Here is a 16,246-nt window from a genome sequence, read left to right on the forward strand (position 1 = left end):
CGGTTTCAGAAGCGCGAGGGTCCGCTTTCCCCGAGTCGCTGCAGTTGCCATGCCTCGCTGCTGTCAGGCGGCTCTCCGCCCATAGCGGCCGTCCGTGACAAGCGCAGAATCGCCATCACCGGCAAAATGCATATGCCGTCACGCCACGGCCGCCGTCAGACCGCCATCGACTCTGGAGCCTTCCCCGCTTCGATCGCCGCGGTGAACCAGCCAGGCTTCCGCCCGCGTCCCGACCAGGTAACGTCCGGGTTTTCCGGATGACGATACTTGGCGCCTCCTGGGCCGGAACTCTTGCGGGTCTTCTTCGCGCCGGTCAGTTCAGCAAGACTGAAGCCTAGCTCCTTCGCGTGGGCCTCGAGGGCAGCCATCGCTTCCGTCTTCTTGCGGTCCGAGAACTCGGCGATGGCCTTGGCCACGTCCTTTTGGAGTGACTTCAATTCGGACAGCGAGAGGTCGTTCAGATTGATGTTGGCCATGTACTGGATCCCTGTTTGATTTTGGCGGACAGTAGCCAGATCGTTTGGGCGACGCAATCAGCAGCGAATGCGATGTCTGACATGGCGAATAATCTTGTTAGTGAGGATCACGTTCAGAGAATTCGACCTCAATGGTCCCTATTCGGTCTCGCCCAACGCTTGTCGAATGATCCTGAGGATCTTCTCAGTTTGCGCGATCTCGGCCTTCAAGAATGCAATCTCGGTGTCCTCCGTCGCGTCCTCCAGCATCTGCTGGTAATCCTCCAATTCCTCCTCGAAGATCTTCCGGCGCTCGATCCACTTTTCCCACTCGGCCAGTTCTTCTCTTGTGGCTGGGCCAACAATCTTGGCCGTTCCCGCCCGGATGTCGATCACGACGTGGTCGGGGTGGGGTAGCGGGGCGGGCGCGTCGATGATGCCCAACCGCTTGCGACGGTCGAGTTCGCGGTCCCATTCGATCTTGTAGTCGATAGCGGTCTTAAGCCACTCGTCATAGGTCGTTCGGTTCGAGGTCTCGACACTGGCGAGAAGCTCGGAGAACAGACGCTGCGACCGGTGCTGCCCTTTCACCGCGTTGACGGCCAGAGACCGCAGCACCGCCCGCGCGATCGGCACGGTCACATTCTTCGTGCCGTCCCGCACCGTGATGGTCCGATAGGCCTCTTCCAGGATGATGGCCTTCATTCGCTCTTCGTTGAGTGCCGGGAGTTTGTTCTTTGTCCCCTTCGGCCGACCGCGGGGATTGCCGGAGACTCCCTTGCGGAATTTGGAATGGTCGGGCGGCTTGGCATACCCAACTTCGTAGCCGGGTCGGGCGACGAGCGACCCTGGACGTGACGGCCCGGGTGCGGCCGGTCCTGGTTTGCGCGGCCCGTTCATTCGGCGGCCTCCAGATCACCCGCGCCGGTCACCACTCCGGCCCGAGGCCAGCCGCAGACCAGCTGTTCCGCCATGTCCTTGGCCATGCGTTCCCAGCGGGCCAGGATCCGGTCGCAGTAGATCACGTCGAGTTCGACCAGCCGTGCCCGACGGCCGGTCTTCTCTGCAGCAATCAGCGTCGAACCCGATCCCCCGAAGCTATCGAGGATGATCTCGCCCCGGCCGGAGACATCCTTGATCGCGTCCGCAATCATCTGCACCGGCTTTACCGTCGGATGGAGCTGCAGCTCATCCATGCGACCGGCCCGGATGGTGTTCACGCCGCGGTAGTTCCAGACGTTGGTGCGGTAGCGGCCGTGCTGGCCGAGCTCGAAGCTGTTCACATGCGGAGCCGTGCCGTTCTTGAAGGCGAAGATCAGTTCATGGCTGGAGCGGTAGAAGGTTCCCATACCGCCATTGTCCTTGGCCCAGACGATCAGGTTCTTCAGCTCGTCGTAGACCGCGTGGCCTGCCTCCAGCATTTCCCGCATGTGGCGCCAGTCCATGCACTGGTAGTGAATGGAGCCGTCAAGGCTGTGATCTGCCATGTTCTGCAGCGCCTTCGTCAGGAACTGGGTGAACTCAGCCTCGGTCATCTCGCCCGAGGCCATGGCAAACTCGCGATGCTTGGTCTTCCCCGAACCGCCGACGTGGCCGTCGATCTTCACGTTGTAGGGCGCATCCGCGAACACCATCCGCGCGAGTTCGCCCTCCATCAGGTCGTCCAGCACCCTGGGATCCAGCGCATCACCGCAGATCAGACGATGGGCACCCAACTGCCAGATGTCGCCGGGATTGACCCGCCGCGGTGCGATGTCGGGAAGGATGTCATCCTCCGGGTTGTTCGGCTCTTCCGGGCTCAGGCCTTCGACGAGGCTGTCGATCTCGGCGACCTCAAACCCGATCACCCCGATGTCGAAGCCTAGGTTCTCGGTGGCGAGGAGGCCCTGCAACTCCTGCGCCAGGATTTCTTCATCCCAGCCAGCGTTCAGGGCGAGCTTGTTGTCGGCGATGACATAGGCCCGTTTTTCGTCTTCGGTCATGTGCTCGATCCGGAGACAGGGTACAGTCGCCATCCCGAGGCTCTTGGCCGCCTCCACCCGACCGTGGCCGGCAAGGATTGTGTTCGCCTGGTCGATGAGCACCGGGTTCGTGAAGCCGAAGGTCCTGATCGACTCCGCAATCTGGCGGAGCTGTTTCTTCGAATGGGTTCGTGCGTTCCGCGCCCAAGGTCGCAAGCTGGTCGGGTCGAGGTGTTCGATGTGGCTGTGCGCCATGATTGTTCTCCAAGAATGGCCGACGCAAGCAGCGGTCGGTTCGGATGGCTATGGGATCGCCCAAAGGCGGTGCTGCTCTGATGTTGCGCCGTGGTCCTGGCGGAGCACGGACTTGGAGAGACGCCAACTCGGTTGTCGCAGGCCTACGACGGCAGCGACGTTCTTGAGCGGTTGGTCTCTGGGCCGGAGTTTGAGAGCCGTGATCCTGGCAAGCTGACGCGGACCTCATCGGTGAACGCGCCAACCGGATCCAGGCGACTCGCCACTGCGGCGACCTCCCGTGCAAAGAATACCATCTGATGTGAAAACAAAGCAAGACCCGCCCCACATGCAGTAGCATTGAGGACTTTGCTGGACTTCGCCCGCGACCAGAGCGTTGCTGTTGTCAACGCCCGGCGCCGTCCGGGCTCGGCTCGGTACCAGGGCGCGACACCCCGTCCGCCCGGTTTAACCGGAGCAGATCCATGACCAGAGCAAAGACCAAGACCCGTCCAGCCACTGAGGACAAGGGACCAGAAAGCGCCGTCGCCGTCCCGACGTCGAAGCCGCCGCGGCAGACCAAGGCAGCTTTGTTGCGCGCAAAGCTCTCCGAACCGGGTGGCGCATCCCTTGCCGCCCTGATCGAAGCGACCGGATGGCAGGCGCATACCCTGCGCGCGGCCCTCAGCGGATTGCGCAAGGAGGGTCTGACCCTGACCCGGCGTCGCGAAGGAGAGGATACGATCTATGCGATCGAGTCTGCTGGTGGGGAGGCATCTCTTTCGATCGAGGGCGTCGCATGACGTCGCTTGCGGATCTCGACAAGATGGATCGAAAGGGTCTGGCCAAGCTCTGGTCGGACCTGATTGGCGGTGATGTCCCGGCCAGCATGAGCCAGCCGATGCAGCGAAGGTTCCTTGCCTTCGAGCTGCAGGCAAAGGTGGAGGGTGGCCTGCCAGCCGCCCTTCGCGCACGGCTTGACCGGATCGCTGCTGGTGAGGCGCGCGCGGCCACGCCAACCCTCCAACCCGGTGCCCGGCTTCTGCGGGAATGGAACGGTACCACCCACGTCGTCGATGTGTTGCCCGATGGTTTCCTGTGGAACGGCAGTCGGCATCGGTCGCTTTCGGCGATCGCGCGCGCCATCACCGGCGCGCGTTGGTCGGGGCCGCGCTTCTTCGGTCTGACCAATGTGGCGGATGAGGGTGGCGGAGGTCCAGCGAAGGGCAAGGCATCCAAGAGCCGTCAATCGCGCCGGAGCCGTGTCGCATGACCCAGAAGCCCGTGATCCGCTGCGCGATCTACACCCGCAAGTCCAGCGACGAAGGTCTCGATCAGGCGTTCAACTCGCTTGATGCGCAGTACGAAGCTTGCGCGGCTTACGTCACAAGCCAACGCCACGAAGGCTGGAAACTTCTTGCCGACCGATACGATGATGGCGGGTTGTCTGGCGGGACCTTGGATCGTCCGGCCTTGCAACGGCTCCTGGCCGAGATCGATGCCGGGCGCGTCGGCATGGTGGTGGTCTACAAGATCGACCGGTTGACGCGATCGCTGGTCGACTTCGGGCGGCTGGTCGAACGCCTCGATGCCAAGGGCTGTTCCTTCGTCTCGGTGACTCAGGCGTTCAACACCGCGAATTCGATGGGACGCCTTACCCTGAATGTCCTTCTGTCCTTTGCCCAGTTCGAACGTGAGGTCACGGCCGAGCGTATCCGGGACAAGATCGCGGCTTCGAAGAAGAAGGGGCTCTGGATGGGCGGATGCCTGCCCCTCGGGTACGACCGCCATTCCGATCCGCAGCGTCGGGAACTGGTGGTCAATCCGTCCGAGGCAACGGTCGTCCAGAGGCTCTTCAGCCTCTACGATGAACTGGGCAACTTGCGACGGGTCGAGGCTGAATCCACGCGGCTGGGTTTGCGACCGAAGTCCGAGACGACACGATCCGGCCAAGTCCGCGGAGGCTCCCCCTTTACCCGCGGGCAGTTGCATTACCTCCTGACCAACCCGGTCTATATCGGGCGCATCCGGCACAAGGATCAGACCTATCCTGGTCAGCATCCCGCGATCATCGAACCTGATCTCTGGCAGCAGGTGCAGACCAGGATGATGGCCGCCGGAGCCCGGCCGCGCGGGCGCAGTATCACCGCGACCGACACCCGCATTCTCACCGGCAAGCTGCGGGACGAGACCGGCGATCTTCTGACGCCAACCCATACCCAGCGGCACGGTCGGCGGTTCGCCTACTACGTCTCGAACCGGTTGATCGCGGGTGGCACAGATCCATCCGGCTGGCGCCTGCCCGCGCCAGCACTCGAGAGCACCTTGTGTCAGATAGTCGTCGGGCATCTGCGCCGGACGGCAGCGGGCCACGGCTTGCTTACCCTGCCCGATGCCCGGGGAGCAAATAGTCTGCAGGACCGCGCGACCGAGTTTGCGGATCGTGTGGCGAGTGACCCCGCCCTCTTTGGCAGCTTGATCGCGTCCGGCACTCTGGCGCCGGGACACCTGCATCTGCGCCTTGACCGGGATGTCATTGCAGCGGGCCTTGAGGTCGCGACGGCAGCTCTGTCTGAGCACGTGCTCGCTTTGACTTGTCCTCTCGCCCTGCGGCGTCGGGGTGTCGAGACAAGGATCATCGCGGGCGAGACCATCCCCGCGCCAGATCAGGTTCTGCAGCGAACCCTCGCCGAAGCGCATGTCTGGGCACGCGCGCTTCGGTCTGGCACCTCGCTCATCGATCTTGCCCGCGCGACGGGACATTCCAAACCCTACATCCGCGCCCGACTTCCGCTGGCCTTCCTCGCGCCCCGTGTCCAGGCGGCAATCCTCGACGGACGCCAGCCCGCCGAGCTTTCCGTCTCGCAAATCATCCGCGAAGATCTCCCGATGGACTGGGCCGAGCAGGCGCGGATCTTTGGCATCGGATGACGCGGCGCCTAGCAAGGATCACCAGCCATATGGCGCGCTCAGCGTGATCCCTGTTCTTCCGACTTCTTTCCCTGGTCAGTCGAATTTTCTTTCCTGATACGCCGGATTAAATTCCGTGTTCCCAGCGAGCAGGGAATTTCCCCGTAACCCACGGAAATTTCGCCTATATTCGGGAGGGCAATCCCTTCGAATGATGCGAAGAATTCGATCTTCCCTGTTCTTTCCCTGTTCTTGCGTCTCGGGCAAACGGAGCCGGGCCGTCCAGGCACGGAGACTACGGGCGAAAAAACAGGGCTGAACAGGTCGTGCTGGCGTCTCCGCGGCGGTCATGCCGCCGTAACCCCCGGAAACAGGGATGAATTCACCGCAAGAACGGAAATAGAAGTAATATCAAGGGGTTGGTGGCGGAGACGAAGGGATTCGAACCCTCGAGACCCTTTAGAGGTCTGCGCCCTTAGCAGGGGCGTGCCTTCGACCACTCGGCCACGTCTCCGCCTGCCCGTTTATCGGTGCGGGACCGCGGGGGCAAGCGGAAAGGTGGCAGCCTTTCCGGCCATGCATCAGAAGGCTTCTGTTCCGCGCAGCCTCCCTCTAACCTGCGGCAAACGGCGCAGGGGGCCTTCGGGCCTCTGACCCGCCTCACGACAGCACGGGATGCCCAACATGACCCTTCCCTCCCAGGCCCAGATCGTCATCATCGGCGGCGGCATCATCGGCTGTTCCACGGCCTACCACCTCGCCCGCGACCACAAGGCCGACGTGATCCTGCTGGAGCAGGGCAAGGTCACCTCTGGCTCCACCTGGCACGCGGCGGGGCTGGTGGGGCAGCTCCGCTCCTCGGCCTCGATCACCAAGGTCCTGAAATACTCGGTCGAGCTCTACAAGGGCCTCGCCGCCGAAACGGGCCTCGACACCGGCTGGAAGATGACCGGCTGCCTGCGCCTTGCCACCACGCCCGACCGCTGGACCGAGTTCAAGCGGCTCGCCACCACCGCCCGCAGTTTCGGGATGGAGATGGAGCTGATCGGGCCGGATGAGGTCAAACGGATGTGGCCACTGATGGAGGTCTCCGACCTGATCGGCGCCTCCTGGCTGCCGACGGACGGGCAGGCCAGCCCCTCGGACATCACCCAGTCGCTGGCCAAGGGCGCGCGGATGCATGGGGCGAAGATCCACGAAGGGGTGAAGGTCACCGGCTTCCGCATGAACGGCCGCCGGATCACCCATGTCGAGACCGACCAGGGCGTGATCGCCTGCGAGAAGGTGGTGAACTGCGGCGGCATGTGGGCCCGGCAGATCGGCGCGATGGCGGGGGTCGCGGTGCCGCTGCACCCCGTGAAGCACCAGTACATCGTGACGGAGAAGATCCCCGGCCTCTCTCCCGACGCGGCCACCCTGCGCGACCCCGACCGCCGCACCTATTTCAAGGAGGAAGTCGGGGGCCTGGTGATGGGCGGCTACGAGCCGAACCCGCAAGGCTGGGTAACCGGCGACATCCCGGAGAACTGGGAGTTCCGGCTTTTCGACGACGACTACGACCACTTCGGCCAGCACCTGGAACAGGCCATCGCCCGTGTCCCGGCCCTAGCCGACGTCGGCGTCAAGCAGATGATCAATGGAGCGGAAAGCTTCACGCCGGACGGGAACTTCATTCTCGGCCCCGCCCCAGACTGCGCCAACATGTACGTGGGCGCGGGCTTCAACGCCTTCGGCATCGCCTCGGGTGGCGGTGCGGGTTGGGTCCTCGCGGATTGGGTGATGAACGGCGAAGCCCCCCTCGACCTCTGGGCTGTCGACATCCGCCGCTTCTCCACCCTCCACCGCGACCGCGACTGGGTGGCCGCACGCACGCTCGAAGCCTACGGCAAGCACTACACCGTCGCCTTCCCGCATGAGGAATACACCTCCGGCCGCCCCCGCATCGTCTCGCCGCTTTACGACCGGCTGAAGGCCGCAGGCGCGGTCTTTGGATCGAAACTCGGCTGGGAACGCCCGAACTGGTTCGCGCCCAAGGGCATGGAACCAAAGGACATCTACTCGATGGGCCGCCAGAACTGGTTCGACGTGGTGGGGCAGGAACACCTCCACGTCCGCGCCCATGCCGGGGTCTTCGACCAGTCCTCCTTCGCCAAGTACGAACTGACCGGCCCCAAGGCCGCCGATGCCCTCGAAGCCATCTGCGCCAACCGCGTCGCGCGGGACGTCGGCCGCCTGACCTACACCCAGCTCCTGAACACCCGCGGCGGGATCGAGTGCGACCTGACCGTCGCGCGGCTTGCCGAGGACCACTTCTACATCGTCACCGGCACTGGCTTCCGCACCCATGACTTCGGCTGGATCGCCGATCACCTGCCCGCCGAGGGCGTGACCTTCCGCGACGTGACCGAAGACTGGGGCACCCTTTCCCTCATGGGTCCGCGCGCACGCGACATCCTCGCGAAAGTCTCCACGGCAGACGTCTCCAACACCGCCCTCCCCTTCGGCTCTGCCCGCGAGATCACCATCGCGGGCACCCCGGTCCGCGCCTTGCGCGTGACCTATGTGGGCGAGCTTGGCTGGGAACTCCACGTGCCCATCGCCGCCCTTGGCACCGTCTACGACGCCATCACGGCGGCCGACCCCCATCTCAAACCCGTGGGCTACCGCGCACTGGAGTCCCTGCGGCTGGAGAAGGGCTACCGCGCCTGGGCCTCGGACATCACGCCGAACGACACGCCGTTCGAGGCAGGCCTGGGCTGGGCGGTCAAGGTGAAATCAGGCATTCCCTTCCTGGGGCGCGAGGCACTGGTCGCCCGCCAGAACCAGCCCCTTCCCAAGCTTTTCGCCGGCTTCGCCGTCGACGATCCCGGGGCGGTCCTCGTCGGGCGCGAAACCATCCTGCGCGACGGACAGCCGGTGGGTTACCTGACCTCGGGCGGGTATGGCTACACGGTGGGGAAAAGCATCGGGTTCGGCTATGTCCGGAACGAACAGGGCGTCAGCGAGGACTGGATTGCGAAAGGGAGCTACAGCCTGATCGTCGCGGGGCAGGAAATCCCGGCCAAAGTGACCCTCCGCCCGCTGGTCGACCCCGATGGCCTGCGGATCAAGGCGTGACGACTGGCCCGACCCGTCCGCCGCCCCGGACGGGCGGCAGTCGGGAGACCGGCGTTCAGACTGCCTTCGCGATGGCTTCAAGTTTCGCGACCAGATCAAGGATCAGCGCGGGATCGATGGCAACGGGGGCTGGCTGCTCCGGATCGGGCATGAACAGGATCACGTCGTCGAAGGCCACCGCCTTTTCCCCCGCCAGCTTGGCGATCGCCCGGTCCTGGTCGCGCGCCAGGAGGTCAAGCTCTCCCCTCGCTACCATCAGCCTGGCCCAGGCCACCTGATAATCGCGAACCGCCGTGGTGCCGGACGCATCGATCTTGCCGGCCGCCCCCCGCGTGATCTCCACGACGGACTGGAGGACCTCCTCCGCGCTTGGCGCCAGCGTGGACCGCGCTCGCAGCAGCGCGGCCTCGGCCTCGGTGTAGGCGGCCTTCACCGCAACCGCGCCCTTGGCTGCCTCCAGCGCCTCCAGCAGGGGCGCAAGGTCCGGGACTTCCGCCGCCGCCAGACCCTCGGCAATGCCGGGCAGCAGGGTTTCGCGCGCATGGGAGAAGGCCGATCCACCGGACGCCCCCATACCCTCCTGCGCGACAAGAAGCCCCAGTTGCAGGTCCGCCCGGATCTCGGCCAGCCCGACCAGAAGGCGCAGCTTTTCAGGGCTGGCGACCTCGCCCTCGACCGGCAGCACCTGCGGCACGGCGGGGGCCAAGGGCCGGAGGGTCTGGGCCGTGGCAGGCGTAAGCGTCAGGACGGCCGCAAGGGTGGCAAGGGCGAGGGCATGTTTCATCGAAGGCTCCAACTGTCTGTGCCCGGGGACGGGCAGCGCTGTCGCAAGGGCGGCCCCCGGGCGGCTTTTGCCCGCCTCCCTTCGGTAGGGAATGTGGCCATTTCGGGGATGGCGTCTGGCAAGATCGTGCAACCCCCGGTTTATGTCCTGTCCACAAATGCATCCATAAGCAGAGTTTCGCCATGACCCATTGGACCGACCGCTTTTCCGGGCTGGCCGCCCTGCCCGAGGATGTCGCCCACGACCTCGAGACCCGAAGCCGGGTCGTCCATCTGCCCGCTGGCACCCGGGTCTTCGCGCCTGGCCAGCGCGCGCAGAACATGCTCCTCCTCCTGTCGGGCAGCGTGCGGGTGCAGCAGGTCTCCGACACCGGGCGCGAGGTCTTCCTCTACCGCGTCCAGGCCGGGGAAAGCTGCGTCCTGACCACGGCCTGCATGCTGGCGGACGAGGACTATTCCGCCGAAGGCATCGCCGAGACCGACATCGCGGCCGTGGCGATCCCGCGCGCCGTGTTCGACGACCTTTCGGGCCGGTCGCCCGTCTTCCGCCGCTTCATCTTCCAGACCTACTCCCGCCGGATCGCCGACCTGTTCGGCCTGATCGACGACATCGTCTTCCAGCGGCTCGACGTCCGGCTGGCCGAGCGCCTTCTGGCGCTGGAACACGACGGGCTCATCGCCGCCACCCACCAGGCGCTTGCGGTCGAACTTGGCACAGCGCGCGAGGTGATCTCGCGCACGCTGGGGGAATTCCAGCGCCGGGGCTGGGTAGAGCTTTCCCGCGGCGAGATCCGCATCACCAGCCGTGCGGGCCTGGAAAGACTCTCCCGCTCTGTGACCTAGTCACCGACAGCCCCGCCCCCCATATGTCATCCTGTCCGTGGACATGCATCACGGAGGTTCGACATGGCCAGAAACGTTGGAACGGTGGATCGCGCAGGCCGCGCCCTGATCGGAATTCTCGCGCTCCTTGGCGCTTTCGTGCTGGGCTGGTTCTCGGGCTGGATGGTCTGGGCAGCGGCGGCGGTTGGTGTCATCATGCTCGGGACAGCCGCGGTCGGCTTCTGCCCGCTCTATCGGCTGGTGGGGATCAACACCTGCAGGATCTGAGGAACAGATGGAAACAGCATTTACCCCCTGGGCTTCACTGGGGGGTGGCGCCCTGATCGGCCTCGCGGCCGTGCTTCTGATGGCCCTGCACGGCCGTATCCTGGGGGCCACCGGCATCCTGGGCGGGTTGTTGCGGTTCAATGACCCGTCCGACTGGGCGCTGCGCGCGGCCATCGTGGCGGGCATGGCCGCCGGGCCGCTTGTCTGGCTTCTCGTCTCGGGCGGGCTTCCGGTCATCGATCTGCCGGTGCCGAACTGGGCCGTCGTCCTGGGCGGGTTGATCGTCGGCCTGGGCGTCAGCTATGGCGGCGGCTGCACTTCGGGGCACGGCGTCTGCGGCATTGCCCGCTTTTCGCGCCGGTCAATGGTGGCCACCCTGACCTTCATGGCCACGGCCATCGCCACTGTCTTCGTCATCCGCCACGTGATGGGGGGCTGGTGATGCGTCTCCTCTCCGCTTTCGTCATCGGCCTGATTTTCGGCCTCGGCATCACGATCTCGGGCATGATTAATCCGGCGAAGGTGTTGAACTTCTTCGATATCGCCGGAACCTGGGACCCAAGCCTTGCCTTCGTCATGGCTGGCGCGCTTGGAGTGGCGATCCCCGGCTATCGCCTGGTCTTTCGCCGCCCTGCCCCGGCGATGGAGCCGCGCTTCCAGCTGCCCGACACCCGCGTCATCGACCGCCGCCTTGTCCTCGGCTCGGCCACCTTTGGCCTGGGCTGGGGCATCGCCGGCTTCTGCCCCGGCGGGGCGCTGCCGGCCCTTGGCACCGGCGATCCCACCGTCTTCCTGTTCCTTGCCGCCCTCATCGGCGGCCTTCTCCTGGCACGCGTGCTTCAGTCAAGATTCCCCGCACGCAAGCCAGCCTGACAAACGGAGGTTCCCATGTCCGTAAAGGTTGACCTGTCAGTAAAGCCCGAAGTGAAGGGCTTCTTCGACCCGGCCACGAACACCATCAGCTACGTGGTGAAGGACCCGGCCTCAGACGCCTGCGCCATCGTCGATTCCGTCATGGACATCGACTATGCCGCCGGGCGGATCACCTATGACCATGCCGACGAGCTGATCGCTTATGTCCGCGACCAGGGCCTGACGCTTGAATGGCTGATCGAGACCCATGTCCACGCCGACCACCTGTCCGCCGCGCCCTATATCCAGCGGCAGCTCGGCGGCAGGATCGGCATCGGGCGCAACATCACCGTCGTGCAGGACACGTTCGGGAAGGTCTTCAACGAGGGGACAGAGTTCCAGCGCGACGGCTCGCAATTCAACCGGCTCTTTGACGACGGTGACACCTACCAGGTCGGCGGGATGACCTGCTTCGCCATGCACACCCCCGGCCACACACCCGCCTGCATGACGCATGTGATGGGCGACGCGGCCTTCGTGGGCGATACGCTCTTCATGCCGGACGGCGGCTCGGCCCGGGCCGACTTCCCCGGGGGCGATGCGGGGCAGCTTTACGACAGCATCCAGAAGGTGCTGGCCCTGCCTGACACGATGCGCCTGTTCATGTGCCACGACTACGGCCCGAACGGGCGCGAGATCCGGTGGGAGACCACGGTCGGCGACGAGAAGGCGCACAACATCCACGTGGGCCAAGGCAAGACGCGCGAGGAGTTCGTCGCGATGCGCACCGCGCGCGACAAGACGCTGGCGATGCCGAAGCTGATCATCCCGTCTCTGCAGGTCAACATGCGCGGCGGCGACCTGCCCCCGCCGGACGAGGACGGCAAGCGTTACCTCAAGGTGCCGATCAACGGGCTCTAGCAGGCAGGGGAAAAAGGAACGGCCTTGGCCGCTTGCGGGGCCAAGGCCGGAAACAACGAACTGAGATCAGCCGGACGTCAGCACCGGAGTGGTCGGGGTCGGCTCGTCATCATCGCCACAGGCGATGGCGCAGAGGATGATGCCGCCGATGATCACCGGGACGATCCAGCCCGAACGCGGGCTTTCGGCGACAACTTCAGGCTGGACTTCTTCCTCGACGACGACGGGACCGCCGGCCGAAACGGCCGAGCCGAAGGCAAGCGTCAACGCGAGGATGCTTGAAGCAAGTTTGGTCATTTCATTTTCCCTGGTTTGGTGGGCCGCTCAAACCTGGCCCGACCAGACAATAACACATTCAATTTTGATTATGAACTATCAGGGAAATTCGCCGTCGATTGTCCTGCCAATTGTGCCTGGGCTGCATCACGGACGCGATCTTGGATCAACGCAAAAGAAAACGGCAGCGCCATTGGCGCTGCCGCTTGATCGACACATCGCTGGGTCGATCAGAAGATCACTCGTCGTCGCCGCCGCAGGCAACGGCGCAGATCAGAACCAGGCCGACCACGACCGGAACGATCCAGCCCGAACGCGGCGAGGAAGCCTCAACCACCGGCTCTTCTTCCACGACGACCGGGCCACCGGCGAAAGCGGCGGACGAGATCATGGTAGCGGCCAGCGCCGACGCGAGAAACTTTTTCATGACATTTCCTTTCTATTATCCGGGCAGCCCGGGGGAACACGGTCGGACGCTATGCATGTCCGTATTGGGACACAACGGATTCGTGACGCGGTGTGATGAATTCATCGGCAGCTTTGGCTTTATTGCAACATTCGGGATTTTCGAAGGCGCATTTGGGGCCGGCCGCCTCTCATTCGACACGAACGACTCAGCCCTTCGGAGGCTCCGGCGGCGGCGGGGGCGGCGGCGGCGTGTCCGGGGTCACCGGGTCGTCATCACCACCGCCGCAGGCCAAGAGGCAAACCAGCACGAGCGCGCCAATCACCGGCAGGATGCCGATCCGGCTGCCGGGCGCCTCGGCGATCAGCTCGTCGTTGCCCTCCTCGACGATGACGGGCCCACCGGCATGGACGGTGGATGCGGACAGGACGGAGATCGCGATCACCAGCCCCTTCAGCGAATTCTTCATGTCACTCTCCTTGACAGCAACGCGATGCCACAAAATTGCCCCATTTCCACTAAAGCGCCCAAAGGCGAAGGGCAATCAAGCAGGCCGCAAGGAAGGGGGTTCTCCACAGAAAACCGCCCGAAATCATCTACAGGTTGTATTCTAGAACATGCCCGGCACAACCTGATCCGGGGGACGGTGTCCATCGGCAAAGGTCTTGATGTTGATGATGACCTTTTCGCCCATCTCGATCCGCCCCTCGATGGTGGCCGATCCCATGTGCGGCAGCAGCACCACGTTGGGCAGTTCCAGAAGCCGCGGATTGATGTCGGTCCCGTGCTCGTAGACGTCCAGCCCGGCCCCCGCCAGCTCTCCCGCCCGCAGCGCACGGGTCAGGGCGTTCTGGTCGATCACCTCTCCGCGCGAGGTGTTCACGACGACGGCCGAGGGCTTCATCAGCTTCAGCCGACGTGCGTTCAGAAGATGGAAGGTCGACGGCGTGTGCGGGCAGTTCACGCTGACAATGTCCATCCGGGCAAGCATCTGGTCCAGGCTCTCCCAGTAGGTCGCCTCGAGCTCGGCCTCGACCTCGGGACGGACGCGCTTGCGGTTGTGGTAATGCACCTGCAGCCCGAAGGCCCGCGCCCGCCGCGCGACGGCCTGCCCGATGCGTCCCATCCCCAGGATACCCAGCCGCCGCCCGCCCAGGCGGCCGCCCAGGTTCGCCATCGGCGACCAGCCCGCCCACTGGCCGGACTGCATCACCTGCAAGCCTTGCGGAATGCGCCGGGTCACGGCCAGCATCAGCGCCATCACCATGTCTGCCGTATCCTCGGTGGTGACCCCCGGCGTGTTCGACACCAGGATCCCCCGCTGCCGCGCCGTCGCCACGTCGATGTGGTCCACGCCCGCACCATAGTTGGCGATCAGCTTCAGCTTCTCGCCGGCCTGGGCCAGAAGCCCCGCATCGATCGAGTCGGTGATCGTAGGCACCAGCACATCCGCGCGCCGCATCGCCTCGGCCAGCTCTTCCCGCGTCATCGCGACGTCCGGGTCGCGCAACTCGACGTCGAACAGCTCCTTCAACCGCGTTTCCACGGCCTCGGGCAGCCGTCGCGTCACGACCACAGTCAGGCGGCTGGCAGGCATGGCACTCTCCCCGACACTTCCAAATCCGGTGTCCTTCGGGCAAGGTGCAGCCAAGCGGGGCGATGCACAAGACCCCGCCGAGGCGGTAACGGCACGGATGCCCGGCAAGGGCTGGGCAAGGCGGCAAGATGAAACGGTGGATCGGGCTACTGGCACTTCTGGGCGCGCTGTGGGGCACGGCGCTTGCGGCACAGGATGCCGAAGATGCGGTCGAGGCGCAGGAGGCGGGCACCGCCAAGACCGACAAGCCGCCCGAAGAGGTCTGCAAGCCCGACGTGGGCTGCGTCACCAACCTTCCCCTGCCCCGCTTCGTGTCGCTCAAGGGTTCCGAGGGCAACGCCCGGCGCGGCCCGGGCCTGACGCACCGCATCGACTGGGTCTTCACCCGCGCCGGGATGCCCCTGAAGATCACCGCCGAATTCGAGAACTGGCGCCGGGTCGAGGATTTCGAGGGTGCGGGCGGCTGGGTGCACTATTCGCTTCTGTCGGGGGTACGGACCGCGCTTGTCACCCTCGACATGGCCGAATTGCATGATGCGCCCGAAGATGGCTCGGCCGTGGTCGCGCAGGCTGAACTGGGGGTGATCGGGCGCATTCTGGAATGCAATCCTGCCTGGTGCCGAGTCTCGCTGGACGGCACACGCGGCTGGATCCGCAAGAGCTCGATCTGGGGCGTGAAGGACGAAGAAGTTGTCGAATGACCCGAAGGATGCAGTCCGGCTGTCGCTGTCAGCAGGGCTCGCGTCAGTCCTTGTCGCCGCCCTGCTTGTCGCCCTGAAGCTTTGGGCGCTGGCCGAAACCGGGGCTCTCTCCATCGCCGCCTCGCTGGCCGATTCCGCCTTGGACCTGATGATGTCGCTCGGCGCCGCCGCCGCGATCATCTATGCCGCCCGCCCGGCGGACGAGGATCACGCCTTCGGCCACACCTCGGCCGAGGACCTGGCCGCGCTTGCGCAATCGACCTTCATCTTCGTCTCATCGGGCGTGATCGGATGGACCGCCATCAGCCGCCTGACGGCCGACACGCCCCACCAGCTTGCCTCCGAAGGACGCGGCCTGATCGTCATGGTCGCCTCGATCCTGATCACGCTCGCGCTGGTCTGGTGGCAGGGCCGCGTCGCCCGCCGGACGGGCAGCAAGGTCGTGGCCGCCGACCGGCTGCACTACCTGGGCGACCTCCTGCCCAGCCTCGGGGCCATCGCCGCGCTCTGGGCGTCAAGCCAATACGGCATCGGCTACATCGACGCCGTCGTCGCCCTCGCCGCTGCCGGGGTGATGGTCTTCGGCGCGCTGCACATCGGCAAGGACGCCTGGGACGCTCTGATGGACCGCGCGGCCGATCCCGCGATCATCGACGGCATCGCCCGCATCGCCGCCGACTGGCCCGGCGTGCGTGGCTTTCATGACCTCAAGACCCGCACCGCCGGCAGTCGCGTCTTCGTCAACCTCCACATCGAGCTGGACGGCGACCAGTCCCTGCGCGAGGCGCATGACATCGGCGCCAGCCTCCGCCGCGCGATCCTGAACGCCTATCCGAACGCCGACGTCATCATCCACAAGGACGTTCACCGCGAGACCTGACCTTGTTGACTTCCCGCGGCCTCCGCATGATTATACGCGCGTA

Annotated in this window: 19 protein-coding genes and 1 tRNA gene; 11 read left to right on the top strand and 9 right to left on the bottom strand. The window is 65.1% G+C overall.

Features of this window, described 5'->3' with window-relative positions:
- Positions 1-155: 155 nt before the first annotated feature.
- The 3 genes from ACE3Q6_RS18240 to ACE3Q6_RS18250 all read right to left on the bottom strand — a co-directional run bounded on the left by ACE3Q6_RS18240 (position 156) and on the right by ACE3Q6_RS18250 (position 2,671).
- Positions 156-476 carry an H-NS family nucleoid-associated regulatory protein gene (locus tag ACE3Q6_RS18240; RefSeq protein ID WP_374435577.1) on the bottom strand — a complete coding sequence of 107 codons (321 nt, stop codon included), beginning with the start codon at positions 474-476 and terminating at the stop codon, positions 156-158.
- A gap of 138 nt (positions 477-614) precedes the next feature.
- Entirely contained in the window at positions 615-1,355 is a 741-nt protein-coding gene (locus ACE3Q6_RS18245) for a DUF5681 domain-containing protein (protein ID WP_374435579.1), read from the bottom strand.
- Positions 1,352-2,671: a site-specific DNA-methyltransferase gene (locus ACE3Q6_RS18250; protein WP_374435581.1), complete on the bottom strand. Its 1,320-nt coding sequence runs from the start codon at positions 2,669-2,671 to the stop codon at positions 1,352-1,354. The genes ACE3Q6_RS18245 and ACE3Q6_RS18250 overlap by 4 nt, the downstream gene beginning before the upstream one ends.
- A gap of 464 nt (positions 2,672-3,135) precedes the next feature.
- On the opposite strand from ACE3Q6_RS18250, the gene ACE3Q6_RS18255 reads away from it, so the two are divergent.
- Genes ACE3Q6_RS18255 through ACE3Q6_RS18265 form a run of 3 tightly spaced genes read left to right on the top strand, consistent with a single transcriptional unit; the run spans position 3,136 to position 5,581 of the window.
- Positions 3,136-3,453 (top strand): DUF3489 domain-containing protein, encoded by a 318-nt coding sequence (locus ACE3Q6_RS18255; RefSeq protein WP_374435583.1) that lies wholly within the window; start codon positions 3,136-3,138, stop codon positions 3,451-3,453.
- Positions 3,450-3,923, top strand: coding sequence for a DUF2924 domain-containing protein (locus ACE3Q6_RS18260; protein WP_374435584.1), 474 nt, complete (start codon positions 3,450-3,452; stop codon positions 3,921-3,923). The genes ACE3Q6_RS18255 and ACE3Q6_RS18260 overlap by 4 nt, the downstream gene beginning before the upstream one ends.
- Entirely contained in the window at positions 3,920-5,581 is a 1,662-nt protein-coding gene (locus ACE3Q6_RS18265) for a recombinase family protein (RefSeq protein ID WP_374435587.1), read from the top strand. The genes ACE3Q6_RS18260 and ACE3Q6_RS18265 overlap by 4 nt, the downstream gene beginning before the upstream one ends.
- Positions 5,582-5,983: 402 nt before the next feature.
- Here ACE3Q6_RS18265 and ACE3Q6_RS18270 read toward each other — a convergent pair.
- A tRNA-Ser gene (locus ACE3Q6_RS18270) sits at positions 5,984-6,074 on the bottom strand.
- A 170-nt stretch (positions 6,075-6,244) separates the two neighbouring features.
- On the opposite strand from ACE3Q6_RS18270, the gene ACE3Q6_RS18275 reads away from it, so the two are divergent.
- Positions 6,245-8,677, top strand: a complete 2,433-nt coding sequence (locus tag ACE3Q6_RS18275) for an FAD-dependent oxidoreductase (RefSeq protein ID WP_374435589.1) — start codon at positions 6,245-6,247, stop codon at positions 8,675-8,677.
- 55 nt (positions 8,678-8,732) lie between these two features.
- Here ACE3Q6_RS18275 and ACE3Q6_RS18280 read toward each other — a convergent pair whose 3' ends face one another.
- Positions 8,733-9,461: a hypothetical protein gene (locus ACE3Q6_RS18280; RefSeq protein WP_374435591.1), complete on the bottom strand. Its 729-nt coding sequence runs from the start codon at positions 9,459-9,461 to the stop codon at positions 8,733-8,735.
- Between the two features lie 182 nt (positions 9,462-9,643).
- Here ACE3Q6_RS18280 and ACE3Q6_RS18285 point away from each other — a divergent pair, with 182 nt between their 5' ends.
- From ACE3Q6_RS18285 to ACE3Q6_RS18305, 5 genes are all read left to right on the top strand, one after another.
- Positions 9,644-10,303 carry a Crp/Fnr family transcriptional regulator gene (locus ACE3Q6_RS18285; RefSeq protein WP_374435593.1) on the top strand — a complete coding sequence of 220 codons (660 nt, stop codon included), beginning with the start codon at positions 9,644-9,646 and terminating at the stop codon, positions 10,301-10,303.
- 63 nt (positions 10,304-10,366) lie between these two features.
- Positions 10,367-10,570 carry a DUF2892 domain-containing protein gene (locus ACE3Q6_RS18290; protein WP_374435595.1) on the top strand — a complete coding sequence of 68 codons (204 nt, stop codon included), beginning with the start codon at positions 10,367-10,369 and terminating at the stop codon, positions 10,568-10,570.
- Between the two features lie 7 nt (positions 10,571-10,577).
- Entirely contained in the window at positions 10,578-11,012 is a 435-nt protein-coding gene (locus ACE3Q6_RS18295) for a YeeE/YedE family protein (RefSeq protein WP_374435597.1), read from the top strand.
- On the top strand, positions 11,012-11,443 hold the full coding sequence (locus ACE3Q6_RS18300) for a DUF6691 family protein (protein ID WP_374435599.1): 432 nt from the start codon (positions 11,012-11,014) through the stop codon (positions 11,441-11,443). The genes ACE3Q6_RS18295 and ACE3Q6_RS18300 overlap by 1 nt, the downstream gene beginning before the upstream one ends.
- A 15-nt stretch (positions 11,444-11,458) precedes the next feature.
- Positions 11,459-12,343, top strand: a complete 885-nt coding sequence (locus tag ACE3Q6_RS18305; RefSeq protein ID WP_374435602.1) for an MBL fold metallo-hydrolase — start codon at positions 11,459-11,461, stop codon at positions 12,341-12,343.
- Between the two features lie 66 nt (positions 12,344-12,409).
- Here ACE3Q6_RS18305 and ACE3Q6_RS18310 read toward each other — a convergent pair whose 3' ends face one another.
- From ACE3Q6_RS18310 to ACE3Q6_RS18325, 4 genes are all read right to left on the bottom strand, one after another.
- Positions 12,410-12,640, bottom strand: a complete 231-nt coding sequence (locus ACE3Q6_RS18310; protein WP_374435604.1) for a hypothetical protein — start codon at positions 12,638-12,640, stop codon at positions 12,410-12,412.
- Between the two features lie 217 nt (positions 12,641-12,857).
- Positions 12,858-13,046, bottom strand: a complete 189-nt coding sequence (locus tag ACE3Q6_RS18315; RefSeq protein ID WP_374435607.1) for a hypothetical protein — start codon at positions 13,044-13,046, stop codon at positions 12,858-12,860.
- Positions 13,047-13,233: 187 nt separating this feature from the next.
- A complete protein-coding gene (locus ACE3Q6_RS18320; protein WP_374435609.1) occupies positions 13,234-13,494 on the bottom strand; it encodes a hypothetical protein in 261 nt (86 codons plus the stop codon).
- Between the two features lie 141 nt (positions 13,495-13,635).
- Positions 13,636-14,622 (bottom strand): 2-hydroxyacid dehydrogenase, encoded by a 987-nt coding sequence (locus ACE3Q6_RS18325; RefSeq protein ID WP_374435611.1) that lies wholly within the window; start codon positions 14,620-14,622, stop codon positions 13,636-13,638.
- A gap of 128 nt (positions 14,623-14,750) precedes the next feature.
- Between ACE3Q6_RS18325 and ACE3Q6_RS18330 the strand changes: the two genes are divergently transcribed.
- Both ACE3Q6_RS18330 and ACE3Q6_RS18335 read left to right on the top strand, forming a co-directional pair.
- Complete coding sequence (locus ACE3Q6_RS18330) at positions 14,751-15,323, top strand: SH3 domain-containing protein (protein WP_374435613.1); 573 nt, start codon at positions 14,751-14,753, stop codon at positions 15,321-15,323.
- Positions 15,313-16,203 (top strand): cation diffusion facilitator family transporter, encoded by an 891-nt coding sequence (locus tag ACE3Q6_RS18335; protein WP_374435616.1) that lies wholly within the window; start codon positions 15,313-15,315, stop codon positions 16,201-16,203. Before ACE3Q6_RS18330 ends, ACE3Q6_RS18335 begins: the two co-directional genes overlap by 11 nt.
- Positions 16,204-16,246: the final 43 nt, after the last annotated feature.

This window comes from Tabrizicola sp., from assembly GCF_041913445.1.
Lineage (GTDB): Bacteria > Pseudomonadota > Alphaproteobacteria > Rhodobacterales > Rhodobacteraceae > Tabrizicola.